Here is a 23,866-nt window from a genome sequence, read left to right as displayed (position 1 = left end):
GGGGTCCGCGGCCAGTCGGTGGGTGGCGGTCAGTAGGTCGGGAGAGTGAATTCTTCGGTGTGGCCGAAGAAGATCTTCTTGGTGAGCGGACGCATCGGGCGAGACATCATGAGCCGCACGTTCGCCTTGGCGAGCCGCGTCAGCAGCGGGGACTTGGGGATCATCATCGCCATACCGCCGCCGGGGATCTCCTTGGCTTTGTCGAGGAACGGCGAGATCTTGTCCTGGTAGCGCTGCTGTGCGCCTGCCAGATCGTCCGGGGTGGCGGCGATCTCGGCGGCCAGCACGTAGGCGCCGACGATGGCCATCGCGGTGCCCATGCCGCTCAGCGGGGATCCACAGTAGCCCGCGTCGCCGATCAGCGTCACGCGGCCGATGGACAGCTCGGGGACGTCGACACGGGCGATCTCGTCGAAGTAGAAGTCGGGTGTGGAGTCCATCGCGTCGAGGACCGCCGGGGCGTGCCAGCCCGCGTCGCCGATCGTCTTTCTGATGAGTGCGCGCTGGGCGTCGACGTCGCGGCGCAGTGCCGGGTCTGCCTCGGTGCGCATGGTGATGATCGCCTTGGCGGTGCTCGGGTCGCCGTCGGGGCGGATGCCGAGCATGGCACCGGGCACCAGGCGCATGCTGAACCAGCCGGGCTCCACATCGGCAGGCTTCGGCATGGTGAAGAAGGCGCCGTACCCGCCGAGGTTGGTGCTGAACTTCTCCTCGGGTCCGAAGACGAGTCGGCGGGTCGCCGAGTGGACGCCGTCGGCGCCGATCACCAGGTCGAACCGCTCGGTGACCCCGGAGGCGAACGTGACGTCCACGCCGGTGTCGTCCTGGACGACCTCCTCGATCCACTCGCCGTAGCGATAGTCCAGCCGGCCGTTGTCGGCGGTGGCCACCGCGTCCAGCAGCACCTGATTGAGATCGCCGCGGGTGATCTCGATTTCGGCGACGGCGCCCTGACCGTCGAAGTCCTCCATCGCCATCCTGGCGTAGATCCTGCCGTCGCCGTCGATGTAGGACATCCCGCGCTCGTCGAGCTGGTAGTCGGCGATGCCCGCCATCAAACCCATCCGCTCGGCGGCTTCCTTGCTCGGGCCACGCAGATCGACGGCCTGGCCACCGGGGCGGGGGACTGCGGCGCGCTCGACGACGGTGGTGCGAATGCCGTTGCGCAGCAACTGGAGTGCGACCGCGTTGCCCGCGATGCCGCCGCCGGAGACGAGAACGTGGAGGGGGCTGGTGATGCTCATGATGGTGTTTCCCGTCTGATGTACGAATGTCTTAGACATATGTCTAACAGAGGGTGGCACGGATGTCTAGAACAAATGTCTAAGACAATCGGGTAGCCTGCTGAGTATGGGCAACAGAGAAGATCTACTGGCGGGGGCGCGCAAAGTGATTCTGGAGCGCGGCGTCGCGAAGACGACCGCGCGCGATATCGCCGCCGCGGCGGGGGTGAGCCTTGCCGCGATCGGCTACCACTTCGGGTCGAAGGATCGCCTGGTCACCGAGGCGTTGAGCGAGGCGCTCGGCAACTCCATGGGTGATGCGATGAACGAGCTGATCGCCGCGGGCGCCGGGAAAACGCCACTGGAGGGGCTCGCTCTGCTGTGGAACGGGATGCCCGCGGTATTCGCGGGCAATCACGAGGCGATGCTGGCCAGCCTGGAGAACATCGTGCGGATCGTGCGCTCCGACGAGGCGCGGGCACAGCTCGGCGACCAGCTCTCCGGGGCGTTCACCGACCTCGAGGCCCATGTGCAGGCTGTGCATCCCGAACTGGATCAGGCGCAGGCCGCGGCGATCGGGCGGTTGTATTTCGTGCTCGCCCAGGGGCTCGGGATGCTGTGGCTGCTCGATCCCGGCGAGGTCGGTATCGATGGTGATCAGCTCACCGTGGCGGTCCAAGCGCTCGCGGGGAAGTGATCGAGTCCGGTCACGGGCGGTGGTAGTGGTCGGGCGCTTCGACCCAGAACGGCTGCGCCGACCCGTACGGTGGCGCGGGCCAGCGGTAATCGTCGTAGTCGGCGAATGCCGGTGCGGCCGTGACGAGTTCGTGGTGGGCGACCGTCGACGCCGGATCGGGCGGTGTCGCGGCAGGATGGCCGGGGGAGCGTCCGTCCGCGGCCAGGAGCCAGGATGCGGTGCGGGCCAGTGAGACTCGGATGTTTCGCCCGAACCCGTCGTCGGTGCGAGCCAACAGCGTGTCCATGACGGCGGCCGCGAGGAGGTAGCCCGACCCGTGGTCGAGCGCCTGTGCGGGCAGTGCGCCGGGACGATCCGGCGTTCCCTCGATGAGCGAGATGCCGGATGTCGCTTGGACGATGCTGTCGAAACCTCGTCGGTCGCCCCACGGTCCGCTCGTACCCCATGCGGAGACCGAGGCCTCGATCAAGCCGGGACGCCGGGCCGCGCGGACACCGGCCGCGGCGAGCGCGCCAGGGCGGTAGCCGGTGACGAGCACGTCCGCCTCGGCGAGCAGATCCTCGAATGTCGCGAGGTCGGTTCGCAGGTCGAGCAGGGTCGAGCGTTTGCCCTGGCAGTTATCGGAGAACTGCCAGTCGATCTCGGGCAGGTGCGGTGGGTCGATGCGCAGCACATCGGCACCGAGCAGAGCCAGCGTTCGGGTCGCGACGGGCCCGGCGAGGACACGAGTCAGGTCGAGCACGCGAATGCCGGTCAGCGGCCGGTCGGTCGTGGGACTCGCCCCGGTGGCACCGAGTGGAGTGGGCACCCGGTCGTCGCGCACGTCCGCGGCGACCAACGGGCCGGTCCCGGCGGCACGGCCCATCGGGCTGGTCGACCATTCGTCTTCGGCGCGGACGCGGACCGCGATCGCACCCGCCGCGGCCGCTTCGTCTTCGACCTCGGCGCCCTTCATCGTGGACACTCGATCGGTGAGCCGGACGGCATCGCCGTCGGCGGGTAGGTCCAGTGCCCGCAGGAGTCGCTCACGGTGATGTGGGTAGTTGGCGTGGGTGCGGACCCAGCCGTCGGCGGTGGGGAAGAAGCCCGACAGCTCGGCGAAGAACGAGGGGGCGTCCGCGCCTCGACGGAACAGACGCTCACTGCTGAACGCCGCGGTCACCCGGTCGGCATCGAGGCGAACGGGGCGGGTGGGCAGTCCCCGCGCGACTCTGACCCGGTTGGCGGCCGCGCTCGCCGCCGCGACCGAACCCGCCGCCAGGGCCCACACCGGTAGGGTGGCCGCCAACCGCGCACCCGGGTCCGGCACGTCGATATCGCTCGACGGTGAGAGTCCCAGTCCCGTCTCGTAGGCGTGGACGAGCTGCTGCGCGGTGGTCACATCGACCAGCCTAGTTGCGGTGCTGAAGGTGAGGAGTGTGATGTGGGCGTGAATACGGCTGCGACGGAGTGGGTTCGGGTACTGCGACCGGGTACCGCGGCGCGCGGGCGATTGACGTGCTTTCCGCCGGGTGGGGGATCGGCGGCCTTCTATCGCGAGCTGGCGCGACACATCGGCGCGGGCGTCGAAGTGGCGGCGGTGCAGTATCCGGGGCGACAGGACCGCCTCGCCGACCCGACGATCACCGACCTGCATCTGCTCGCCGACCGGATCGCCGCGGACATCGCGCGTCAGCCGGGCCCGGCCCGTTCACTGTTCGGGCACAGCATGGGCGCGACCGTTGCCTACGAGACCGCGCTGCGACTCGCCGCGGCCGGACAACCGGTTCGCGCCCTCATCGTATCCGGCCGTCCCGCACCGGAATTCGTCGAAACCAGACGGCTGCACCAGGCCTCGGACGCCGCACTCATCGACGAGCTCGAGCGGCTGGCGAACGACCCGGCGCCGGTGCGTCTGCTGCGCACCGAACCCGGACTCGCCGACCTCGTGCTGCCCGCCGTCCGCGCCGACTACCAAGCGGTCGAGACCTATCGTCAGCGATCGGGACCGTCGCTGAGCTGCCCGGTCGTCGCGCTCGTCAGCACCGAGGACCCGACGACCACCGTGGCGCAGGCCGAACAGTGGCGTGCGGTCACCGACGGGCCGTTCACCCTGCGCACGTTCGGTGGCGGGCACTTCTATCTGGACGAACAACACACCGCGGTGGCGCAGGAGATCACACGGCACGTGAACTGAGGCGGCGCTGGTGCAGGCGCGCGTAGCCCACCCACGACACGAGCACCGCCACCGCCGCGAGCGCGCGCACCAAGCCGAGCGCGCTGTCGGGGTAGATCACGCCGGTCAGGTAGTGGTCGATGAATCCCGCGGCGGGCAACTCGCCCTCTCCGGCCCGCCTGCGCGCCCAGTTCTCGGCGTAGGTCAGCGGGCAGTGGAAGCCGATCAGGACGGTGCCGAAACCCCACGCCACGGCCAATACGTGCAGGCCGATCGTGCGCGGCCACCGCCACGCGAGGAATCCACCGGCGACCACGTACGCGATGAACGCGACGTGGGTGACGGCGAAAACGTCGGCCAGCACCCGGAACAGCACCTATTCAGAATATGTAACCGTTCGCCGGTCGGAATCATGATCATCATTCCGGTTCGGCATCGCTTGAATCACCAGGGCGAAGGCCGGTAGTCCTTCAGGAAGCAGCCGTACAGGTCGACGCCGTCCTCGCCCTGCACGATCGGGTCGTAGACGCGGGCGGCGCCGTCGACGAGATCGAGGGGAGCGTGGAAGCCCTCTTCGGCGAGGCGGACCTTCGTGAAGTGCGGGCGTTCATCGGTGATCCAGCCGGTGTCGACGGCGGTCATCAGGATCGAGTCGGCCTCGAACATCTCGAGTGCGCTGGTACGGGTGAGCATGTTCAGCGCGGCCTTGGCCATATTCGTGTGCGGGTGCCCCGGGCCCTTGTAACCGCGGCCGAACTGGCCTTCCATCGCGGAGACGTTGACCACATACTTGCGCCTGCCCGCCGCGGCGGCCAGCGCCGGACGTAACCGCGACACCAGGATGAACGGCGCGACCGAGTTGCACAGCTGTACCTCGAGCAGTTCGGTGGCCTCCACCTCGCCGACGGTCTGCACCCAGCTGTTGGTGTGCGCGAGATCGGGAACGAGGCCGCCTGCGTCGATGGCCACGCCCGCCGCGATCCGTTCCGGGGTGGCCGAGCCCGCGACCAGCGCGAGTTCGGCGACATCGGTGGCCGACAGCGACGGCGTGAGCGAGGCGGTGAGGGCGGTCGGGTGAGCCTGCATGGTCTTGCCGAAGGTGACCATTTCCGGCAGGACGCCCGCGGGCAGCGGGGAGGTCTCGGCGTCGACCAGGGCGCTGTAGGCACCCGCCGAGCGGCGCACGGTCTGGGCGGCGTTGTTGATCAGGATGTCGAGCGGGCCCTGTGCGGCGACATCGTCGGCCAGTGCCACGACCTGCGCGGGATCACGCAGGTCGATGCCGACGATGCGCAGCCGGTGCAGCCAGTCGGCGCTGTCCTCCATGGCGGCGAAGCGGCGGATCGCGTCGTTGGGGAAGCGGGTGGTGATGGTGGTGTGCGCACCGTCGCGCAGCAGGCGCAGCGCGATGTACATGCCGATCTTGGCGCGGCCACCGGTGAGCAGGGCGCGCTTGCCGGACAGGTCGGTGCGGGCGACGCGCTTGGTGTGGCTCGCGGCCGCGCAGCCGGGGCACAGCTGGTGGTAGAACGCGTCGACCTGGGTGTATTTCTGCTTGCAGATGTAGCAGGGTCGCGCCTTGAGCAGGGTGCCCGCGCTCGCACCGGAGGTGGCCGAGCTGATCGGGATGCCCGCGGTCTCGTCATCGATCCGCTGGGGGGAACCGGTAGCGGTCGCGGCGATGACCGCGCGGTCGTTCGAGGAGATCTGCTCCCTGGCCTCGATCCGACGGCGGTGCTTGAGCTTCTTGAACATGTGCCCGACGGCGCGCTGCACAGCGATGGAATCGGGGTGTTCCTTCTCCAGCTGCCCCGCGCGTTCCAGCACCCGCAGACAGGTCGCCAACTCATCCGGATCGATCATGTTCTCGGTCATCGGGGAGTGCGATATTCCTTCGTGCGGGAGCGGTGGACGACATCTATTGTCGCATTGGCCGCGCGAGCGACCCGCTGGGTATCGTGATGGGCCGTCGCCGCAACCGCGCGACGACGATTCGAACCCGACGGAGCAGCCCGATTTCCCCGCTGGATACCGACACCGCAGACGCGCCGCGCAGGCGCAGGCTCGAACCCGACGAGCGACGCGCGCAGATCCTGGCCTGTGCCATCGACATGTTCGGTGAGCGGCCCTATGCGGCGGTGTCGACCGCGGAACTAGCCCAGCGAGCGGGCGTGGCGCGTGGCCTGATCAACCACTACTTCGGCAATAAGCGCGACCTGTATCTGGCGGTGGTGCGTCGCATGGTGACGCTGCCGCGTCAGGACAAGGTGTCGATTCCCGACGGCTCGCCGGGCGAGCGGGTCGACGCGATCGTGGGCTGGTTGCTCGACACCATCGCCGAGCACGGCACCACCTGGGTGAAGGTCACCAGCCACGAGGGCGTCGGCGACGACCCCGAGGTGCAGCAGATCCTCGACCAGGCCGACGATGCCGCCGCCGAACGCATGCTGGTGATGATCGGACGCGCCGATCTGGCAGACAGTGCACCTTTGCGCGCACTGGTACTCGCCTACGCAGGCCTGGTGAAAGTCGCCGGGCGCGAATGGATCACCCGCGGCACGCTCACCAGGGCACAGGTGCATCAACTGCTGGTCGACACCTTGCTCACGCTGATGACCGAGACGATCCCCAGCGTCCTGCGCGCCGAGCCGGCGCCGAGCGAACGCTAGGAATCGAGCGCGCGCCGCGCGCGTGGCATTGCGACCGCGGCGCTGTAGCGCTGCGGTCCGGCATGGCCGGGTGCGTGGCCGATGCGGCCGAGCGCCTGTTCGATCTTCTGCTCACGGTGATGTTCGAACATCAGCGCGGCGACGCCGCCGCCGAGGAACAGCACCGTCATTATCCCGGCCAGCACGCCCCACCCGGTGTGCTCGGTGCCTGCCGCGACGAGGGTGCAGGCGAGTCCGACCACGCCGATCGCGCACATGATGATGCCCGGGACGTTGTAGTCGTCGGCGAGGAGATCGCCGGCTTGGGCATGCCAGGCTCCGTCTGCCGAGGGCGTGCTGTCGGGCATGATTCCTCCTCGCGAGCTCAGGAGTGCGCGCAGTGGTGCACTTGTTGACCAGCATGTACCTGTTCCAACTGGCCAGGCAAAGGTGTTTGCCGGTTCGTTACCAGGTGGGTTACCGCAGAATCACACGTTATGTCACTGTGACCCTATTTCGCGTTTGAGCTGTCCTACCGGGCTCTGAGTCCTTATTCTCGTCGCGTAACCCGGCGTCGCACCTGTTTAGTTGTGCGCCCGGGGAGATCGGAGAGGGACCCGGGGTTGATGGCACGGTACGAGGAATGGGACGACGACCCCGAGCAGGAGTCCGATGATCGGCGCTGGAACGGCCAGCGCTGGCCGCAGGTGTCCACGGACGGTTCGGGTGTTGGTGGCCGCGGCGACCAGCCGCGCGTGAATCCGTACGCGATGGTGGCGCTCGCCGCCGCGCTGGTGGTGCTGTTCCCGATCGCGATCGTGTTCGGGCTGCTGGCGTTCGGGCATCCGCGCGGGCGGGGGATCGCGGTGTTGGCTTTACTGCTCGGCATCTCCGAGGCAGCGGTCGCGGTCGCGATCGGGCTCGCGGTGTTCGGCGGGTTCGACGTGTCCGTTCCGACGCTGGCCCAGTCGGTAGCCGCAACCCCGACGCCGGTGTCGGTGACCTCCCAGGGTGCGCCGCCGGTGACCGAGGTCGCTCCGGTGACCGAGGCGACCCCGGTGACGAGTCCCCCGGAAAAGGGCAGTGTCGTCGAGAAGGGCACCGAGTGTTCCGCGGACAAGGCCGGTCTGCTCGGCGTGGCCGCAGACGGTGCAACGTTGCTGTGTCTGCGCGGACCGAGCGGTCATACCTGGTCAGGGCCGTTCCGGGTGTCGGGGTCGTACTACACGGCGGGGGCGAAATGCGATCCCTCGGTGGACAAGTCGGGGCGCACCTCCGACAACCACGCACTCGTGTGTGAGGGCAAGGGCAGCGCCGCGGTCTGGTCGCTCTGGACCTCCGAGTAGGTACTTCGGACCTGGAGCTCAGTCCTTCTTGGCCCGGCTCGGTTGCACGCGCGGTGGCTCGTTCGGCATCTTCGGATACTGGGGTGGCCACGGCGCGTCCATCAGCCCCGCCGCCATGTCGCGCTCCGACATCTCCAGCAGTGGTTCGATCGACTGGGGTGCCCGGTTCGCCCACGGATCACCCGACGCGGCGAGGCGGGCGGGCACTGTCGCGAGGGTGAGTTCGTCGGGGACGACGGTGTCGAGTTCGGCCCAGGTGATCGGCATCGACACCTGACCGCCGACCTTCGGCCGCACCGACCAGGCACCGAACACGGTCTTGTGTGGCGCGTTCTGATTGAAATCGATGAACACCCGCGAGCCGCGCTCCTCTTTCCACCACTGCGCGGTGATCTCCTCGGGATGCCTGCGTTCCAGTTCCCTGGCCAGCGCCACCGCGGCCGCCCGCACCTCGTAGCCGTCCCACCTCGGTTCCAGCGCGGCGTAGATGTGCAGGCCGCGCGAACCCGAGGTCTTGATGGACGAGTCGATGCCGAGTTCGGCCAGTAGCTCGCGAGTGCGCACCGCGGCACGGCGCAGATCGTCGAATCCGATGCCGGGCGAGGGGTCGAGGTCGATCCGCAGTTCGTCGGCGATCCGCAGATCGGGAACGTGATTGGGCCACACGTGGAAGCCGAGGCAGCCCTGATTCACCGCCCACAGGATGTGCGCGAGATCGTGAGCGACCAGCGCGTCGCTGGTGGTGCCGTTCGGGGTGGACACCTCGACGGTCTGCAACCAGTCGGGCGCCGACTTCGGGACCCGTTTCTGGAACCACGATTTGCCCGACGCGCCGTCGGGATAGCGTTCCAGCAGCAGTGGACGCCCACCGATCACGCCGAGCAGTGGGTCGGCGACGGCGCGGTAGTAGTTGACCAGGTCGAGCTTCGTCTCGCCGCGTTTGGTGAAGTAGATCTTGTCGGGATTGCTGATCGTCAGCGCACGGCCGTCGATGTCGAGTTCCACCGCGGTGCTCATCGGCCGACTCCGAAGATCGCGTCGAGTTCGGCGGGTGCTACCTCGTCGAGTTGGGCGTAGGTGCACGAATCGGGGGTGCGGTCGGCCCGGAACCGTGCCAGCCGCCCGCCATGGCGGAACCGCCCCGACTGCACGTGCTCGTAGCGCACCTCGGCGACCAGCTCGGGCCGCAACGGCTCCCACGACAGGTCCTTGCCGCCGGTCCATCGACTCACCCCGCCCGGCATCTTGCCGTCGGCGTTCGCCTGTGCGGCTGCGTCTGCCCAGTTGCGCCACGGATGATCCTCGAGCGCGTTCTCGCGTAACGGCGCCAGCTCACCGAGCAGTTCGCGGCGCCGGGCCGCGGTGAAACTCGAAGCTACCCCGACGTGATGCAGATTGCCCTCGTCGTCGAACAACCCGAGCAGCAGCGAACCGACACCCTCGCCGTCCTTGTGCATCCGGTACCCGGCCACCACGCAGTCGGCGGTGCGTTCGTGCTTGATCTTGAGCATCACGCGCTTGTCCTGCAGGTAGGCCAGCTCGTCGGACTTTGCCATCACGCCGTCGAAGCCCGCACCCTCGAACCGGGTGAACCAGTCCTGAGCCACGTCGGGATCCTGGGTGATCGGCGTGAGGTGGATCCGGCCGGGCGCGGCGTCGAGCAATGATTCGAGCTCGCGGCGCCGCAGCGCGAACGGCTCGGTGGTGAGATCGCGATCGCCGAGGGCGAGCAGATCGAAGGCGACGAAACTGGCCGGTGTCTCCGCCGCGAGCTTGTTCACCCGCGAGGCCGCCGGATGCAACCGCTGCTGCAAGGTGTCGAAGTCGAGGCCCTGGTCGGTGACCACCACGATCTCGCCGTCGACGACACAGCGTTGCGGCAGTGCCGCTTTCAGCAGCTCGGCCAACTCGGGGAAATAACGGGTGAGCGGGCGATCGTTGCGGGAACCGAGTTCGATCTCGTCTCCGTCGCGGAACACGATGCAGCGGAAGCCGTCCCATTTCGGCTCGTAGCTCAGGCCTGGTTCGCGCGGTAGCGACGGCGTCGACTTGGCCAGCATGGGGCGCACTGGCGGCATCACCGGTAGATCCATCCGATCCTCCTCGCGGGTCTGTTCACCCGTGTCGACGATGCGAGCACGCCCGATTCATCGGTGTGTGAGGCGATCGTAGGACGGGGCACCGACACGTGCGCGGACATCGGGCGCGCGTCTGTCGCGATACCCGCGACTACCGCGGCGCCGTGCTCTCACGCGGCCGCGAGGTCAGCTGTCGAGCCAGCCGTGCTCGTCGGCGAAGGTGGTGAACCGGTCACGGATGGTGATGATCTCGGCCGCGGTGAGCGCCGGGGAGGCTTCCAGCAGGAGTTCGGTGATCTGCTGACGCAGTTCGTCGGGACCCAGCCGGTCGCCGGTCTTGCGCGTCTTCGGGGCCGCGGGGGCCTGGCCGACCCCGGTGAGGTTGATCGCTTTGGGGCCCCGGTCACCTTCGGTCACATCGAACTCGAACAGGCGACCCTGACGGAGCTCGTCCTCGTCGAGGCCGATGTCGTTGACGTGGACGAACACATCGGGCCCGCCGTCGTCGGGCCGGATGAACCCGAAACCCCGTGAACCGTCGAACGACACCAATTTCCCGATGGACACCAACCAACTCCTCGCTCCGCTTCCCGTCGCTACTCTAACGCGGCTTTTGGGCGATTTCGCCCGGAAAGTGGATAGTCGGCGAAATCTTCGGATTCGCGATGACGGCGGTCGACCGAGCATGGTCACGATCCGGTAACTGCGCGTTCATATCGGGTCATTAGCGTTCCTCACCTGTCGGAACGGTGTGGAGGTTGTAGACGCGTGTTGGACCCCGGTGTGGGGATGAGATCGGGGGGATTCGATGTCGGTCGCGGCGTTCTGACGGCGCCGGCGCGCACCGGGAGTGAGCCGGGGTGTCTGCGGCCCACCGCGCCACCGGTGCTCGCCCCACGACCGTGTCCGGCGTACGTGCCGCTCGCGCCCGCCCAGGAGCGGATGTGGCACGCCGCGCGGCTCGGCCGGTCGGCGGACTGGAATGTCGCGCGGGCCATGCGCTTGCGCGGGGCGTCGGTCGATGTGGCGGCGCTGCGTGCGGCGCTCGAACTCCTTGTCGCGCGACATGTTCCGCTGCGGACCCGCTATCCGGCGACCGAGTTCGGCCCGGCTCAGCGGGTGGCCGACCCCGACAATGTGGTCCTCGATGTGGCCGAGTGCGGCATCACTGAAGCCGAACTCGCCCCCGCGGTCGCCGCGCTGGCCCGGCAGCCCTTCGATCTCACCCGCGATCTGCCGGTGCGGGCGCGGCTGTTCGTGCTCGGCCCCGACGATGTGGTACTTGCCCTTGTCGTGCACCACATCTCGGTCGACGGCCGCTCGATGAGCCCGCTGATCCGCGACCTGGTCACTGCCTACCTGGCCTGCCGCGCAGGCACCGCCCCGCAGTGGCCGCCGCTGCCGATCAGCTACATCGACTACACCCTGTGGAAGCACGAGCAGCTCGGTGAGTTCACCGACGAGTGGAGCCGGGCGACCCATCAGCTACGGTACTGGGCCAATGCGCTGGCCGGTCGTCCCGCCCTGCTCGACCTGCCCGCCCGCGAACAGCCGGCGACGCCGATAGACCCCGTCGCCGGTGCGCTGCTGCCGATTTCGTTCGACGCCGCGACCCACGCCGGGCTGCTGCGTGTGGCGCAGGACGGGCGGGCGAGTCTGTTCATGGTGTTGCAGGCCGCGTTCGCCCTCACCGTCGGCGCCTTCGCGCGCAGCTCCGATGTCACTGTCGCCACGGCGGTTTCGGGTCGCGACCACCGCCTCCTCGACGATCTCGTCGGCAACTTCTCCGATGATGTGCTGATGCGGGTCCGCCTGGATCGCGCGGGCGACGTCGACGAGCTCATCGATCAGGTACGCCGCCTCGCGCTCGCCGCGTACGCCCACCCCGACACCCCCAACCCTCGCCTCAAGCGCTGCCTGCTGCAGGACGCCGCGCTCCCGCTGTTCCAGGCCACGCTCATCCTCCAGCGCGCGAGGGCACCACGCACCACCGCTGAACCGCCACCGGCGCAGGGGTTTTCGATCACTGAGGTGCCGACCGGGGTGGTCAGGGCCAAGCATGATCTCGAGTTCGGGCTCACCGATCACTTCGATCCGCTCGGCGCGCCCGCCGGTATCGACGGGTCGTTCATCTATCCGATCGCCCGGTTCGACGAGGCGACCGCACAGCACTTCGTGGCGCGTTTCCGTGCGGTGGTCGGGCTGCTCGCCGAGGGGTATCGCGGCCCGCTCGCGGCCCTGCTGGCGACGACCGGTCGCGGTCGTTCGCTGAGTACAGCCCGCCGTGCGACCAGGGTGCTCGTCTGATCAGCCGCCGCGTTCCATGGCGTACCCGGCGTCGCGCCACGCGACGATGCCGCCCTCCAGGCTGAACGCCTCATAGCCCGCGCGGTGTGCCAGTGCGGCGAAACGCAGCGAGGTCTCCCCGACGGGGCACACGAACACCACCGGCCGTGACCGCGGAAACGGCACGCCCTGGGTGAGCATTTCGTCGAGTTGGTCGTCGCGGATGTTGAGCGCGCCGGGGACGTGCCCGACCCGGTAGGCCATCGCGCCACGGGTATCGACGACAGTGGGTCTGCCGGTGCGGTCGAGTTCGGCCAGTGCGGCGGGCGAGAGCGTCGGCGCGGTATCGTCGGGGCTCGGGGGCTGCGGTCCGGTGGGTTTGCCGAACAGGTCCGGTCTGCGTTTGGCGAAATAGGACAGATACGGTTCGATCCGGTCGCACACGATCAGCACGGCCACCAGCGGTCTGCCGTCGGGTCGCGGTGCCGCTGCCAGGGCGCGGAGGGCGGCGAAATAGCCTGCGCCGCTGGTCGGTCCGGCGAGGACACCGTACCCACGAACCAGGTCGAGGGTCGCCTCGATGGCGGCGGCGGAGTCGACGGTGACGATCTCGTCGTAGAAATCCGGCCGGAACAGGCCGACCTCCCACATCTCGCGCTCGGAGCGGATACCGGGGATGAAGTCGAAACGGTCCGATACCACCCCGATGGTGCGCATTCCGGGATGGTGGGCGAGCAGCGCGGTCGCGGTGCCACGTGTGGAGCCGGTGGTGCCGAGGCCGCCGATCAGATAGTCGAGATGGTCGATGCCCGCGTCGGCGAGGTCGGTGGCGATCTCGGTTCCGGTCCCGTCGTGATGGGCCGCGATATTGCGCTCGTTCGTGTACTGCGAGGGGTGGTACCAGCGACCCTGCGACTGGCTGATGGTCTGCTCGATGACGGCCGAAACATCATCGGCCGCATGGGGATCGGGGCATTCGGACAGGCCGGGAAGTTCCACGATCTCGGTGCCGAGCAGTTGCAGCAGCTGGCGGACCTCGCCCACCCTGATCCGGTTGGTGACCGCGCGCAGCGGAATGCCGTGCAGTGCGCCGAGTACCCGCAGAGCTTTGGCGGTGTTGCCGCTCGACGCCTCGATGAACGACTGTCCGCCCGCGGTGATGCGCTCGAGGTCGTCGCGGATCATCGCCCAGGCGACGCGGTCCTTCACCGAACCGAAAGGGTTGTGCAACTCCAGTTTCGCGTACAGGTCGACCTCGGGTAGCCCGTGGACGGCGGGGTCGAGGCGCAGCAGGGGAGTGTTGCCGATCAGCTCGGTGATGTGGGTGTAGACCATCAGCGGTCCCCGGGGCGATAGTCGGCATCGGGGCAGAGGACGAACCGTCCATCGCGATGCAGCACCGCGACTTTCGCCGGAACCGGGTGCATGCTGGCCTGCGCGGCCGACAGATCCATGTGGTAGGCGGCGGTATTGGCGAAGACCACCGGATCGCCGGGGGACGGCAACCGCTCGACCCGCACCTGCCGCTGGGTGACCAGGTCGCGCTCGAGGCACAGGTGCCCGGCGAAATACACTCCGACAGGCCGGGATTCGGCTTCCTCGGCCAGCACGATCGGATCGATGAGCACCTCCTGGTCGGCGGCGGTGACGGTGTCGCGGCTCAGATCCAGATGTACCAGCGTCGCGCCGTTGCCCGCCTGTTTGACGAATTCGACCTGCGCCACGGTGATCCCGGCATGGTCGACCAGCGCTTTGCCCGGTTCGAGCCAGAGGTCGAGGAGATTGTCGGTGAGCACCGCGCCCAGTGCTCGCCCGCCGTGCCCGGGCAGCGCAGCGGTGAGTAGTTCGGTGAGGGTGGTGGCGGCGGGTTCGGTATTGGCGTACTTGTGGAACACCGGTCCGCCGTGCACCATTCCCTCGGCGAGGTGGTAGCCGAAAGTGTTGTTGCCCCAGTGCATCGCGGGCCCGCGCCCGAGCAGGCCTGCGCGCAACACGTGGTCGTAGGCGTCGTAGCCCGCGGCGTCGGTGGTGAAGACCTGGCGCAGTCCGCCGCCGATATCGAGCACGGACGGCGCGAGACCTTGCGCGTAGGCGCGTTCGATCAATTCGAGACAGTCGCCGACGGCGTTGATCCGTTCGGTGGTGGCAGCGGTATCGAGGTGGAAGGCGAACCCGAGCAGCCGCAGGCGATCTCGGTGCCGCACCAGCAGATCCAGCGCGGTCGCCACATCGGCGAGATCGATGCCGAACCGGCTCGGCGAGCTACCGGAGAAGCCCGAAATACGCACCAACACCGGCACTGTCGACGCCTCGGGCGCCAGCTCGGCCAGGGTCGCGAGTTCCCAGAGATTGTCCACATTGACCGTCACGCCCGCCGCCAGTGCGGCGCACAGCATCGCGGCGCCCTTGGGCCCGGTCACCTCGATCCGGTCGGCGGGGAATCCGGCGGACAACGCCGAACGCAGTTCCCGCGCGGACGCCACATCGACGGCGATCCCCGCGTGTGCGGCGGTACGGGCGAACGCCGCCGAGTGATTCACCTTGTGCGCGTAGCAGATCCGATACCGGAACGCTCCGGCGTCGAGCGCGGTGCGCAGCGCTGCGAGGTTGGCGGTGAAGACCTGTGGGAACACCAGATGCAGTGGGGAGCCGTACCGGCGCAGTGCCGCACGCACGCCGTCGCGATCGGAGAGAAAATCAGCGACGAGCGGATGCAGCTCGGCGGGAACGGCGGGTGGGATCATCCCACCGACGCGCCGGGCACCTGCGCCGGCACGTCGTCGACCGGGTTGTAGCCGCCGTCGCGCAGTGCCTCGAACACGCGGAACCTGTTGCGCGGACTCCGGATCCGGGCGATCACCCGCTTGGACTCCAGGTCGATCTCGACGAGGGGGATATCCATCGACTCGAGCAGGGCGGTGATCGTGCGGACGCAGTGCCGGCAGCTCATATCGGGGACGTAGAAGACACCGTCGTCGCCCGCCGGGTCGGTGCCGGGCCGCTCCTGGGTCAGGTCCTCGACCACCTCCACCAAGCCTGCCAGCGCGGCGAACGTCTCGACGAACCGGTCTGCCACGGTCGTGAGCACATGCACGCCGGCGCCGTCGATATCGTGCGGAGTCGCCGCGAGGCAGGTGGGCCGGGTGTCGGCCGGGAGCAGCGCGTATTGCCGTGAGATCAGGTCGAGGTCGTCGTGGTATTTCGCGACGGCCGCCTCGGTCTCGAGGCCTTCCTCGGTGGTCGCGCGCAGCATCACCGCGTGCGCGTCGGCGATGGTGGCGTCTTTCATCGCGCGCAGGACCGCGATCGAATCGGCGGTGTAGCGCACGGACCCATCGGGCTGGGTGGCCAATCGCACCGGGATCATCCCGCGCCGGAAGGTCGAGGCCTGCAACTCCCAGAACCAGCGGGTCGCGACGGCGGTGAAGATGCCGGAATCACGCATCCCCCTGGCGAATTCGACGACCCCGCGATAGGGGGTGTCGGCGGCGATCAGCCCGTGCTGGACCAGCGCGCGTCCCGTCGCCTCGATGCCGACCCGGAAGATCTCGTGCGGATCGTGATCGGTGGTGGTCGCGGAGAGGACGACGTGATCATGGGCGGGTAGCTCCGCTGCCCGCGCCGGAAGACCGGACGCCGACAGTGAATGCCACAGCGCCAGAACGGTTTCACGCGCGATCACCGCGAGCTCAGGACCTGAGCCCGTGGTGTGGAAGTACCCGGTGTTGGGGATACCCGCGCTGTCGGTCCAGGTGAGGCGGTGGGTCGCGCTGCTCACCTGGTCGGGGCGGCACGGTCGCATGAACCGTTCCAGGTACATCCGCTGGGACTGTGTCAGCGCTGCGCCGGGCTCGGGTTGTAATGCGCGGGTACGGAAGGTGATTCGAACCGGAGCCGGTGGTTCGGTCGAGGCGAAGAGCCCGGGGGCGGCCAGCCGGGCCAGTACCCGGGACGCGGCGCGGCGATCGTAGTGCTGCACGGTGGGCGTACCCATCGTTCCTCCTCGGCGTCGGGGCATGGCGGACAGGTCGGGTCAGCGCCCGTGCCCGGCGATGCCGGACACGCAGGCGACGAATCGGTCGATCTCGTCGAGGGTGTTGTAGAGGTGGGTACTCACCCGCACCGACGCGTCGCCCGCATCGGCCGAGGGCACACAGTGCGCCCCGGTCCGCACCAGGAATCCGGCATCGGCCAACACGAACCCGAGATCGGCCGCGGTGAGCGCGTCGAGGGTGAACGAGACGATCCCGTAGCCGACGGCGCACGCGGCGTGCGCGGATCCAGGGAGGAAATCGAGCCCGGGGACCTCACGCAGGCCATCGACCAGCCGCAGGGTGAGCACCCGGTTGTGCGCGGCGACAGCGAACCGGTCGAGTTCGTCCAATAGATCGAAAGCCGGTGCCAGGGAGAGGATCCCGGGAATATTGTGGGTGCCGCCCTCGAGCAGTTCGGGCATTCCGGTGCCGACGAGACCGGCGTCGGTGATCGTGACCCCGGAGTGCCCGCCGGGTAGGAAGGGCCGCAGCTTGTCGTGCACCCGGCGGTGGCAGTACAGCAACCCGGTGCCGGGCGCGCCGAACATCTTGTGCCCCGCGAAGACCGCGAAATCGGCGCGTAGCGCGGTCACGTCGACCGGCAGGTGCCCACCGCTCTGGGAGCAGTCGAAGCACAGCAGGATCTCGGGGTCGATCCGGCCGTGCAATTCCTCGAGGGTGGTGAGCCCGCCGTACACGTGATGCAGGTGGCTGGTGGTGATCAGGCGGGTGCGCGGACCGACCTGCGCGAGGATGTCATCGATATCGGCTTCGCCGGTCGCGGTGCTGCGATAGGGCCGCAAGACGATGCGGCGGCCGAACCTGGCGAGGGTGTCGCGCAGGTGGTGCCACGGCAGCACATTGGCGGCGTGATCGGCGGGGTTGTAGACGATCTCGTCGCCGTCGTTCAGCTCGGCCAGGCCCCAGCTGTGCGCGATCGCGCCGAGCGCGGCGGTGGCTCCGCTGGTGAACACGATCTCGTCGGGGTGCTGCGCGCCGAGGAAACCGGCCGCGCGGGTACGGACGGCGGCGATCCGCGCCGACAGCGAGGTGGCCCAGCCGTAGGTGCCGCGGCCTGCGTTGGCGGTGTGCTCGCGGTGGTAGTCGGTGACGGCCGCGATGACGGTGTCGGGCTTCTGCGTCGTCGCGGCGCTGTCCAGATAGACCACCGCGGGATCGGCCAGGGCGGGGAACCGCGCGCGGATCGAGGCGGGCACCGGGGTGGGCGCGTGCCGGATCACCGAGGCTGCGGCGAGCTCGGGCCGGGCGGGGTGCACCTGCTCAACGATACGCACGTTTCTGGTACGGCTCGCGAAGAATTCTCAGGCGCAAGGCTTTTCGGCACCGCGGGGTGGTGTCGGGCTCAGTAGTTGCCCTGGAGGTACTCGACGAGGTGTTCACGTTCGGCGGCCAGTTCGGTGATCTCGCTCTTCACCACGTCACCGATGCTGACGATGCCGACGAGCCGGTCGGACTCCACCACCGGCATGTGCCGGATCCGGTGCTCGGTCATCACATCTCGCAGCGAGGACACGTCTTCGTCGGGCCCACAGGTGCGAACCCGGGCGGTCATGATGTCGGTGACCGGCCGATCCAGCAGCGCGGCACCGTGGGCATGTAGATGACGCACCACATCGCGTTCGGAGACGATGCCCGCGATCGCCTTGCCATCGGGGGAGACGACCACCGCGCCGATATTGTCTTCGGCCAGCGCCGCCAGCAGGTCACGCACCGTGGTCTGCGGTGGCACCGTGGTAACCGCCGTGCCCTTGTTGCGCAGGATCTCCGCTATCCGCATACGCGCACCACCCGTCCGAATCGATACCTCGCCCACTAGCATGACCTGTCGGAACCGGCCTGACCAGCACGAAGACGTTACAACCGCGCTATTCGTCGTCCAGCCCCGCGGACAAGTACGCGGCGGCGGCCAGCCACTGACGGCACTGCGGACCGTGGATGTCGTGTTGGCTCAGCATCTCGCGCGCCTGACGGTAGGTGAGCCCGTTGGGCTCGTCGCTACACGCCGTGGGCGGTGCGACTGCGGCACCGAGGTGGCGCTGAAACGGACTACTCATCGAAGTCCCCTCCCATCCGGCGACGGAAGGTCCGCCCGGCTGAGCCGACGAACCTCCCGGTGATCTTGCGCCCTGAGTCTACGGGCGAGTCGTTTTCGAATGCAAGCACATCTGCACGTTCGTTCTGGCCGTGTCGGGCCGCGATGGGGTTGTGGCGCTTACGAATTCAGGGGGGTGGACGGCTCGGTGGGCGGGTGCTCCCAGTCATGACATCGGGTAAGTACCGACCGGTGCGCGGTGGCGTTTCGCATGTTAATGTCCCCATCGCGCAAGGCAGATGCAAGAACGTTTGTGCGTGCATCTGCAATTTTCGTACCGATGGGCATCATTCGAGAAGGAGGAGTGCGGTATGTCCGGAATGCAGCATGATCAGCGTGAACGCCCGGGAGCCGGCGCGTGGCGCAAGAGCACCTACAGCAACCCCAGCGGCAACTGCGTCGAGGTCGCCGAAGCCGCCGACGGTTCGGTCGCCGTGCGCAACTCGCGCGACCCGCAGGGCTCGGTGATCTTCTACACGCGGCCCGAGATCGACGCGTTCATCCGCGGCGCGAAGGCCGGAGAGTTCGACTACCTCACTGGGTAATCGGTAGCATCTGGGTTCATGACGGCTGAACCCGACGAGATCGGTCGCGTGCAACCTGTTGTCGACCGCGGCCCTACCGTGTTGCGCATCGCGCTCGGTGGCCAGTTGCGCAAGCTACGCGAGAGCAAAGGCATCACCCGCGAGGCCGCCGGTGACGCGATTCGCGGCTCGCACGCCAAGATCAGCCGACTCGAATTGGGCCGCACCGGTTTCAAGGAACGCGACATCCGGGATCTGCTCACGCTCTACGGCGTGCTCGACCCCACCGAGCGCACGTCGTTCTTCGAATTGGCCAGGCAGGCCAGCGAACCCGGCTGGTGGCATCGCTACAGCGATCTGCTGCCGTCGTGGTTCAGCACCTACCTAGGGCTGGAGCAGGCCGCCAGTCAGATCCGCACCTATGAGGCACAGCTGGTGCCCGGCCTGCTGCAAACGCCGGACTACACCAGGGCCATCGTCGGCCTCGGTTTCGACGACGCCGAAACCGAGCGCCGGGTCCAGGTTCGTCAGCTACGCCAGGACGTCCTGCGCCGGATCGACCCGCCGGTGGTGTGGGCGGTGATCGATGAGGCGGTGCTGCACCGCCCGATCGGTGGCCGCGAGGTGCACAAGGCACAGCTGCGCTACCTGGCCGAACTGGCGGAGCTGCCGAACGTGACCGTCCAGGTGCTGCCGTACGCGGCGGGCGGGCACGCGGCGGCGGGCAGCTCGTTCAGCATTCTGCGCTTCGGCGAGCCGGAACTGCCCGACATCGTCTACCTCGAGCAACTCACCAGCGCGCTCTACCTCGAGCGTCGCCAAGACCTCGCGATGTATCTGTCGGTGATGGATCAGCTCAGCGTCCAGGCCGAACGGCCGGATCGCTCACGCGAGATCTTGCTGTCCTACGCCGAGCGGGATTGACGACTCAGCGGGAACAGGCACGGAGATCTCGATCGGACTGCTCGCGCAGTCGATCGTCGGGTACCGATTCGGTGTTCAGTATCGAATACAGCCGGCGGCAATGCGCCAGAAGGTATCGGGGGTCAGCGTCTGCAGATCCCAGTCGTCGGCCAGCTCGTGCGCGGTGGTCACGATCCGATCGATATCGAAATCGTTGCGGGTCGCCGCGCCGGTGGATTCCACGGCATCGATGACGAAAGCGATCGCGCTTTCCCGTGACGACAGTGCGGTGCCGGGGTGGGTGGCCGCCGCGCGATCGGCGAGGCCGAACCGGCCCGTGGTGTTGTTCATGTGAATGCCCCTGTGCTTCTCAGGCAGTGGCAAACCCAAGGCAATCCTTACCCCGGGTGTGCCGCTCGCGGCCTCCCCTTACTATCCCCTGAATTGTGTTGCGGCCCTGAGTTTAGGACGGGGACACTTTCAGATGCAAGCACATCTGCACGATCGATTCCGTCTCGATGCGGCGTATTTCCCGGCTTCTGAGCGGCGAATCCAGGGTGCGGGCACCACCTTCGCCGCGGGTGGTGCTCGAATAGTGGCGTGACCGGCGGTTCGCGGTGTTCATCGGGTGACGACAATGCTGGCGGGGTAGGCGGTATTCGTGGCAGGCAGGCGAAATTTCTTGCGATAGTTAATTTCTGGTTATCAAATGGCCGCGACGGCCGACTCGATCGCCAGCGATCCGGATACCAGCTCGAGCGTGCGCCGAAAAGTGTTGTCCGCGACCAAGATCGATGCGAGCGTCGCGGCCACATCGGCGCGCGGCACCGAATCGTACGGAATCGGCGGCGGTCCGAGCGTGATCAGACCGTTGCCTTCGGTGTCGGTGAGCCGACCGGGACGCAGGATCGTCCAGTCCAGATCGCGGGTTCGCAGGTCCGCTTCGGCGCGGGTCTTGGCGTCGATATAGGCGGCCCACACCTCGTCGGTTCCCGGTGCGGGCGGGCTGCCTGCGCCCATTGTCGAAATCTGCACGAACCGCGCGACGCCGGTGTGCTCGGCGGCGTCGGCCAGCTGCACCGAACCGTTGAGGTCGACCGTGTATTTGCGCGCGGCACCGCTGCCTGCCCCCGCGCCCGCGGCGAACACCACCGCATCCGAACCGGCGACCGCCGCCGCGAGGTCGGCGGCGGAGTCGCGTTCCATGTCGTAGATGACCGGGACGCCACCGATCGCGGCGATATCGGCAGCCTGGCCCGGCTCGCGGATGAGCGCGTGGACGTGGTCACCGCGCCGGGTCAGTAACTGGGCGAGCAGTAGGGCGATCTTGCCGTGTCCACCGGCGATGACGATGCGCATGGGGTGCTCCTATCAGCGTTCGGGGCCGCCAGGATTGCAGTTCGCCGCGACCGTGGCCTGATAGCCGACGTCGGGGCGCCACGGTTCGAGATTCCAGCTCGGTTTGTCGGGCGCTACCATCCTCGCCCACACCCAGTGGCAAAGGAACTGGTCGCGCATGCCCGGCGCGTCGGCATCGGGGTCGAGGGCGCGGACTTCCTGCCAGGCCAGCTCGTCGGTGCCGGGTGCGGCCGTTTTGCGGCCCGCCGGGGTGGGGAAGACGAGCAGGCGGGGACCGTCGATGTTCTCGGTCCAGCTCACGTGATCGATCAGGGCTTGACCCGCGTAGGGGTCGACCGTCGTGGTGGGGGGTGCGATGGTGGCGGGCACTCTCCTGGTGGTCGTCGGCGGGGCGGTGGTGCTGGAGGAGGGTGCGGCGGCTATCTCCGTGGTGTCGGCCGAGCCGCAGCCGGTGAGCACGGCCACCGCGGCGAGTGCGAGCCGGAAGTGCCACCGTGTCACGAACGCCCTTTCTGTCACCGCGGGCGCACGAGCGCCCGTCGTGCCAGCCTAGCGCCGTCGGCGGGGCGGTGCCGCGATCTTCAGTGCCACAGGGACCGGCACGGCAATCGGCGCAGGCCGGGGCCGACCTGGCCGTCGACGGTGACCAGCAGGCCGGAATGTACGGCTGCCGAGGTGAACTCCCATGCCTCGGCCTGGGTCGCCGCGTATTCGAGGACCAGTGCGTCCTCGGGTGTCGGGCCGTCGAAGTAGACCGTGATCCGCCGGGTCGGTATCTCGTTCGGGTCGATGCGGTGGAGGGTGGTGGCGATGTTCTCGTCGGTGGGAATCATGGCGTGCTCCTTTCGCCCCGGCACTGGTGAGCGCCTTCCTACTCGACGGTAGGTGTTTCACCATCGAGAGGAACACGTTCCGATTTCGCTTGGAGATCTCACAAACGACCTGTCGCCGCGGCGGTGCGTCCGCATATCTGCGTGCGTGCTGCTTCCGGTCACAACACACACCAGGGTGAGGTTGTGAGCTCCGCCGATGTTCGCGGCGACCCGTCGACGAGGTGCCACGGTACCGGCGAGGATCGCTCTCGACAGCAGCGACACGAGAGGGACAGCCGCATGATCTGGGTTGCCGGGGCACGACACACTCGGCCGGGCCGAACAGTACTGCTCTGCGTGGTGGCGGCGGTGCTCACCGTGGTCTGCGCCGCGGCGGGGCACACCACGCCGCTGTACCCCAGCGCCGACCCCGACCCGTTCTACAGCCAGCCCGCCGACCTCGACGATCGCCGGCCCGGCGACGTGCTCGGCGTGCGGCCGATGCCGCCGCTGGCCATGTTCCCCGACACCACGATCACCCTGATCCAGTTCCGCTCGACCAATTCCGCGGGCGACCCGATCGCCGCTACGACCACGGTGCTGCAGCCGAACAACCACCGCACCGATGCCCCAGTGCTGTCCTACCAGCACATCATCAACGGCCTCGGCACGCGGTGTTCGGTCTCGAAAGTCCTCTACACCGACGATCCCGACCTCATGGTGCGTGAGGCGGTGGCCTGGAACTACGCGCTCAAGCGTGGCTGGACGATGGCCGTGCCCGATCACCTCGGGCCCAATTTCGCGTATGGCGCGGCGAAACTTGGCGGTCAGGTGACCCTCGACGGCATCCGCGCGGTGCGCCAGGTCGAGCAGTTGCGGGTTCGCGGCAGCCGGGTCGCGATGGCCGGATACTCCGGTGGCGGCATGGCGACGGCGTGGGCGGCGGCCCTGCAGCCCGAGTACGCGCCCGAGCTGGAGATCGTGGGTGCGGCGATGGGTGGGGTACCGATGAACCTGGTGTCGATGCTCGAGGGGCTCGGCTTCGGTTCGCATCCGGTGTTCGGACTCGCGCTGGCCGCCGGGATCGGGCTGGAACGTGAATATCCGCAACGGTTTCCGATCAGCGATCAGATGAACGCCAGCGGCCTGGCCGCCCGTGCCTCGATCCGCGACGCCTGCACCAACGACATCCTCGGCGCGGGCGCGGGGCGCGGCATCATGGATTTCGCGGCCACCACCTCGCTGGTGGAGGACTCGCAAGCCCGCGCCGTGGTGGAGGAGAACAGCCTCGAGCTGTATCCGGGCGTGCCGACAATGCCTGTCTTCGAATGGCATTCGCCGATCGACGGCCTCATTCCGGTCGATGCGATCACCTCGACCACGCATCGGTGGTGTGCGGCGGGGACCAGGGTTGTCAGCCAGCAGACACCGACGCCGGACCACCTGACCGCAGCTGTGCTCGGACTGCCTTCCGCGCTGAGTTGGCTCGATGCCCGGCTGCGGGGGGAGCCGGCGCCCAGCACCTGCTGAGACCGGTTCCGATCGGCCCGGATCCGCGCGACCGATACGGATCCGGGCCGATTCGTGGCGCGCGGAGGGCGATTCTTGTTGCGATACAGCGGCATTGCGCACACGACTCGGGCACAACGCCGAAGTCGCGCAGCGTCGCCACGTAGCGTGATTGATCT

At 68.2% G+C, this 23,866-nt stretch carries 26 protein-coding genes; 8 read left to right on the top strand and 18 right to left on the bottom strand.

Annotated elements, in window-relative coordinates; genetic code table 11:
• Positions 1–29: 29 nt before the first annotated feature.
• A complete protein-coding gene (locus ACFWPX_RS17990) occupies positions 30–1,244 on the bottom strand; it encodes an FAD-dependent monooxygenase (protein ID WP_378928353.1) in 1,215 nt (404 codons plus the stop codon).
• A gap of 106 nt (positions 1,245–1,350) precedes the next feature.
• Here ACFWPX_RS17990 and ACFWPX_RS17985 point away from each other — a divergent pair, with 106 nt between their 5' ends.
• Complete coding sequence (locus tag ACFWPX_RS17985) at positions 1,351–1,920, top strand: TetR/AcrR family transcriptional regulator (RefSeq protein WP_378928352.1); 570 nt, start codon at positions 1,351–1,353, stop codon at positions 1,918–1,920.
• Between the two features lie 10 nt (positions 1,921–1,930).
• Here the strand turns inward: ACFWPX_RS17985 and ACFWPX_RS17980 are convergent, their stop codons facing one another.
• Entirely contained in the window at positions 1,931–3,301 is a 1,371-nt protein-coding gene (locus ACFWPX_RS17980; RefSeq protein ID WP_378928351.1) for a CoA transferase, read from the bottom strand.
• 42 nt (positions 3,302–3,343) lie between these two features.
• Between ACFWPX_RS17980 and ACFWPX_RS17975 the strand changes: the two genes are divergently transcribed.
• Positions 3,344–4,096, top strand: coding sequence for a thioesterase II family protein (locus ACFWPX_RS17975; protein ID WP_378928350.1), 753 nt, complete (start codon positions 3,344–3,346; stop codon positions 4,094–4,096).
• Here ACFWPX_RS17975 and ACFWPX_RS17970 read toward each other — a convergent pair.
• Both ACFWPX_RS17970 and ACFWPX_RS17965 read right to left on the bottom strand, forming a co-directional pair.
• Positions 4,077–4,451, bottom strand: a complete 375-nt coding sequence (locus ACFWPX_RS17970; protein WP_378928349.1) for a DUF2784 domain-containing protein — start codon at positions 4,449–4,451, stop codon at positions 4,077–4,079. The genes ACFWPX_RS17975 and ACFWPX_RS17970 overlap by 20 nt on opposite strands.
• A gap of 68 nt (positions 4,452–4,519) precedes the next feature.
• Positions 4,520–5,950, bottom strand: a complete 1,431-nt coding sequence (locus ACFWPX_RS17965; RefSeq protein WP_378928348.1) for an SDR family NAD(P)-dependent oxidoreductase — start codon at positions 5,948–5,950, stop codon at positions 4,520–4,522.
• Between the two features lie 83 nt (positions 5,951–6,033).
• On the opposite strand from ACFWPX_RS17965, the gene ACFWPX_RS17960 reads away from it, so the two are divergent.
• On the top strand, positions 6,034–6,744 hold the full coding sequence (locus ACFWPX_RS17960) for a TetR/AcrR family transcriptional regulator (RefSeq protein ID WP_378928468.1): 711 nt from the start codon (positions 6,034–6,036) through the stop codon (positions 6,742–6,744).
• Here ACFWPX_RS17960 and ACFWPX_RS17955 read toward each other — a convergent pair.
• A complete protein-coding gene (locus ACFWPX_RS17955) occupies positions 6,741–7,091 on the bottom strand; it encodes a hypothetical protein (protein ID WP_378928347.1) in 351 nt (116 codons plus the stop codon). The two genes, ACFWPX_RS17960 and ACFWPX_RS17955, sit on opposite strands and share 4 nt — an antisense overlap.
• A 258-nt stretch (positions 7,092–7,349) precedes the next feature.
• Here ACFWPX_RS17955 and ACFWPX_RS17950 point away from each other — a divergent pair, with 258 nt between their 5' ends.
• Positions 7,350–8,069, top strand: a complete 720-nt coding sequence (locus ACFWPX_RS17950) for a hypothetical protein (RefSeq protein WP_378928346.1) — start codon at positions 7,350–7,352, stop codon at positions 8,067–8,069.
• 18 nt (positions 8,070–8,087) lie between these two features.
• Here ACFWPX_RS17950 and ligD read toward each other — a convergent pair whose 3' ends face one another.
• The 3 genes from ligD to ACFWPX_RS17935 all read right to left on the bottom strand — a co-directional run bounded on the left by ligD (position 8,088) and on the right by ACFWPX_RS17935 (position 10,717).
• On the bottom strand, positions 8,088–9,086 hold the full coding sequence (gene ligD, locus ACFWPX_RS17945; RefSeq protein ID WP_378928345.1) for a non-homologous end-joining DNA ligase: 999 nt from the start codon (positions 9,084–9,086) through the stop codon (positions 8,088–8,090).
• The gene (locus tag ACFWPX_RS17940; RefSeq protein WP_378928344.1) at positions 9,083–10,162 is read right to left on the bottom strand and encodes an ATP-dependent DNA ligase; all 1,080 of its coding nucleotides are present in this window, start codon (positions 10,160–10,162) and stop codon (positions 9,083–9,085) included. The genes ligD and ACFWPX_RS17940 overlap by 4 nt, the downstream gene beginning before the upstream one ends.
• A 171-nt stretch (positions 10,163–10,333) precedes the next feature.
• Positions 10,334–10,717, bottom strand: a complete 384-nt coding sequence (locus ACFWPX_RS17935) for a cold shock domain-containing protein (RefSeq protein ID WP_378928343.1) — start codon at positions 10,715–10,717, stop codon at positions 10,334–10,336.
• Positions 10,718–10,936: 219 nt separating this feature from the next.
• Between ACFWPX_RS17935 and ACFWPX_RS17930 the strand changes: the two genes are divergently transcribed.
• The gene (locus ACFWPX_RS17930; RefSeq protein WP_378928342.1) at positions 10,937–12,454 is read left to right on the top strand and encodes a condensation domain-containing protein; all 1,518 of its coding nucleotides are present in this window, start codon (positions 10,937–10,939) and stop codon (positions 12,452–12,454) included.
• Here the strand turns inward: ACFWPX_RS17930 and ACFWPX_RS17925 are convergent, their stop codons facing one another.
• The 6 genes from ACFWPX_RS17925 to ACFWPX_RS17900 all read right to left on the bottom strand — a co-directional run bounded on the left by ACFWPX_RS17925 (position 12,455) and on the right by ACFWPX_RS17900 (position 18,542).
• Positions 12,455–13,768, bottom strand: a complete 1,314-nt coding sequence (locus ACFWPX_RS17925; protein ID WP_378928341.1) for a pyridoxal-phosphate dependent enzyme — start codon at positions 13,766–13,768, stop codon at positions 12,455–12,457.
• Positions 13,768–15,177 (bottom strand): alanine racemase, encoded by a 1,410-nt coding sequence (locus tag ACFWPX_RS17920; RefSeq protein ID WP_378928339.1) that lies wholly within the window; start codon positions 15,175–15,177, stop codon positions 13,768–13,770. The genes ACFWPX_RS17925 and ACFWPX_RS17920 overlap by 1 nt, the downstream gene beginning before the upstream one ends.
• The gene (locus tag ACFWPX_RS17915) at positions 15,174–16,427 is read right to left on the bottom strand and encodes a heavy-metal-associated domain-containing protein (RefSeq protein WP_378928338.1); all 1,254 of its coding nucleotides are present in this window, start codon (positions 16,425–16,427) and stop codon (positions 15,174–15,176) included. Before ACFWPX_RS17915 ends, ACFWPX_RS17920 begins: the two co-directional genes overlap by 4 nt.
• A gap of 39 nt (positions 16,428–16,466) precedes the next feature.
• The gene (locus ACFWPX_RS17910) at positions 16,467–17,762 is read right to left on the bottom strand and encodes an aminotransferase class V-fold PLP-dependent enzyme (protein WP_378928337.1); all 1,296 of its coding nucleotides are present in this window, start codon (positions 17,760–17,762) and stop codon (positions 16,467–16,469) included.
• A 68-nt stretch (positions 17,763–17,830) separates the two neighbouring features.
• Positions 17,831–18,265 (bottom strand): CBS domain-containing protein, encoded by a 435-nt coding sequence (locus ACFWPX_RS17905; protein ID WP_378928336.1) that lies wholly within the window; start codon positions 18,263–18,265, stop codon positions 17,831–17,833.
• 88 nt (positions 18,266–18,353) lie between these two features.
• On the bottom strand, positions 18,354–18,542 hold the full coding sequence (locus ACFWPX_RS17900; RefSeq protein WP_378928335.1) for a hypothetical protein: 189 nt from the start codon (positions 18,540–18,542) through the stop codon (positions 18,354–18,356).
• A 349-nt stretch (positions 18,543–18,891) separates the two neighbouring features.
• Between ACFWPX_RS17900 and ACFWPX_RS17895 the strand changes: the two genes are divergently transcribed.
• Together ACFWPX_RS17895 and ACFWPX_RS17890 are read left to right on the top strand one after the other, a co-directional pair.
• Positions 18,892–19,125, top strand: a complete 234-nt coding sequence (locus tag ACFWPX_RS17895; protein ID WP_378928334.1) for a DUF397 domain-containing protein — start codon at positions 18,892–18,894, stop codon at positions 19,123–19,125.
• Positions 19,126–19,143: 18 nt separating this feature from the next.
• Positions 19,144–20,028 (top strand): helix-turn-helix domain-containing protein, encoded by an 885-nt coding sequence (locus ACFWPX_RS17890; protein ID WP_378928333.1) that lies wholly within the window; start codon positions 19,144–19,146, stop codon positions 20,026–20,028.
• 75 nt (positions 20,029–20,103) lie between these two features.
• Here the strand turns inward: ACFWPX_RS17890 and ACFWPX_RS17885 are convergent, their stop codons facing one another.
• The 4 genes from ACFWPX_RS17885 to ACFWPX_RS17870 all read right to left on the bottom strand — a co-directional run bounded on the left by ACFWPX_RS17885 (position 20,104) and on the right by ACFWPX_RS17870 (position 22,199).
• Positions 20,104–20,358 (bottom strand): hypothetical protein, encoded by a 255-nt coding sequence (locus tag ACFWPX_RS17885; RefSeq protein ID WP_378928332.1) that lies wholly within the window; start codon positions 20,356–20,358, stop codon positions 20,104–20,106.
• A gap of 354 nt (positions 20,359–20,712) precedes the next feature.
• Entirely contained in the window at positions 20,713–21,366 is a 654-nt protein-coding gene (locus tag ACFWPX_RS17880) for an NAD(P)H-binding protein (RefSeq protein WP_378928331.1), read from the bottom strand.
• A 12-nt stretch (positions 21,367–21,378) separates the two neighbouring features.
• Complete coding sequence (locus tag ACFWPX_RS17875) at positions 21,379–21,867, bottom strand: DUF2599 domain-containing protein (RefSeq protein WP_378928330.1); 489 nt, start codon at positions 21,865–21,867, stop codon at positions 21,379–21,381.
• An 80-nt stretch (positions 21,868–21,947) separates the two neighbouring features.
• Entirely contained in the window at positions 21,948–22,199 is a 252-nt protein-coding gene (locus tag ACFWPX_RS17870) for a hypothetical protein (protein ID WP_378928329.1), read from the bottom strand.
• A 279-nt stretch (positions 22,200–22,478) separates the two neighbouring features.
• Between ACFWPX_RS17870 and ACFWPX_RS17865 the strand changes: the two genes are divergently transcribed.
• Positions 22,479–23,708 carry a lipase family protein gene (locus tag ACFWPX_RS17865; protein WP_378928328.1) on the top strand — a complete coding sequence of 410 codons (1,230 nt, stop codon included), beginning with the start codon at positions 22,479–22,481 and terminating at the stop codon, positions 23,706–23,708.
• Positions 23,709–23,866: the final 158 nt, after the last annotated feature.

The organism is Nocardia sp. NPDC058518 (genome assembly GCF_042719655.1).
GTDB lineage: Bacteria > Actinomycetota > Actinomycetes > Mycobacteriales > Mycobacteriaceae > Nocardia.
This window is presented reverse-complemented; position numbering and strand designations above follow the sequence as displayed.